The sequence below is a fragment of the Anaerococcus tetradius ATCC 35098 genome, from assembly GCF_000159095.1.
Taxonomy (GTDB): Bacteria; Bacillota; Clostridia; order Tissierellales; family Peptoniphilaceae; genus Anaerococcus; species Anaerococcus tetradius.
Genome location: NZ_GG666302.1, coordinates 1 through 1,496, shown reverse-complemented (window position 1 = coordinate 1,496; position 1,496 = coordinate 1). Strand labels below are relative to the sequence as shown.

Sequence of the window (1,496 nt, the reverse complement as noted above, 5' to 3'; positions counted from 1 at the left end):
GCATTAATTGTTATAGGACTTATTTCCTTATAATTAATGTAAGATGCGGCTAGATTTGCATTAATATCACTAGCTCCTACTTCCACTGCATCTTTTGGTATTTCATAATCTGAACCTTCGCCACCTTCATCATCTGGTTTTTCTACATCTGGTTTAGATTCTGTAGATCCTTCTTTTTGGAAAGTGATATAGAGAGCGAAGTTAGCATTTGGATTGTCTGTTGCTACATCTTTACCCTTTAGGAAGGTGTACTTAAAGTCGTAGTCTGTAATTGGGCTTGTGCAAGTATATTCATAGGTCTTGCCAGATTTTGTTTTGAGTCTGAAGCTTGCATTCTTTCCACGATTTGCATCGTTAATTTTGATTGTTTGCCTGTAAGAAACATTGTTAGCATCCTTAGCTGGATTTGCTAGTTCTTGCCAATTTCCACCATCGAATTTATATTCCATGGCTACTATATAATCGTCACTGTATGTTTCGAATTGGATAGCGAAGTCTGTGCTTCTCATTGAGCCCTTGTGGGTAACGTCAGCAATTATAGCTTGATTCATCTCTTCATTTGTTAGTCGAGTATTGTTTTCAAGTGTTTTGCCTGTATCCCTGTCTTTTATTTCTATGCCCTTAGCTTTGAAGTCCTTGTATTCAACAACTTCCTTTTTGCCGTCTTTGTGTACAAGTTCAAGTTTTAAGCGACTTAGGTCCAAGGCCTTTGATCTATCTTGTTTTAGAATCTTTTGACCTGTTAATCCATTTACATCACTTGGTTCTACTATATTGATTTCTTTGATGTCGTTTCCAGTTTCCTTGTCATTGGCTGACATTCTTAGGGCGTTGTCTACTGATTGACCAAGACCTCCTGATGTTAGAGTTGCACCTGTAACAGCATCTAGCATTTGTTTAGCTTCTCCTCCAAGCTTTCCAGCTATAAACTCTCTAACTATTGGTGAAATCATTTCTGGTCTTCTTAGGTCTGTTATCCTATCAGCGTATTCTTTGCCTAGGAGTTCTTCAGCCTTTTTCTTTCTCTTATCCATATCATCAACTGCCATGATTTGGTTTACATAGCTTTCGTGAGCTCTAAGGATTGCGACATTTCTCTTGCCATTATCCCCAGCTAGGTATGAGATAGCCTTTGATGACATAGTCCTATATTGGTCACCAGAATATCCCTTACCTTCAACAAAGGTTACTTGCTTGATATCCCCATTTTCTATTTTTACTATTGTCTTTAGTTTTCCTCTGGATACATCAAAGCCTACTCCGTAGCCCATAAATTCTCCATTGAGAAGCTTTGATCTGACGGTTAGACTATCTATAGTTTTTTCCAACTGAGCTTTTGGATCAAATTTAGGTTTATCTTCTAAGATAACACCTACCCAAACCTTTGAGGTTCCAGAAACATATTTTGATTTAAACTCAAGTCTTGCTTTGGTAACTTTCTTTGACATATCAGGTCTTTTTATTATATCAATAGTTACAGAACCATCATCTGGAAT

At 37.2% G+C, this 1,496-nt stretch carries 1 protein-coding gene; it reads right to left on the bottom strand.

Annotated elements, in window-relative coordinates; genetic code table 11:
* On the bottom strand, positions 1 to 1,496 hold a 1,496-nt coding region (locus tag HMPREF0077_RS10800), incomplete at both ends, for an FMN-binding protein (RefSeq protein ID WP_004837567.1).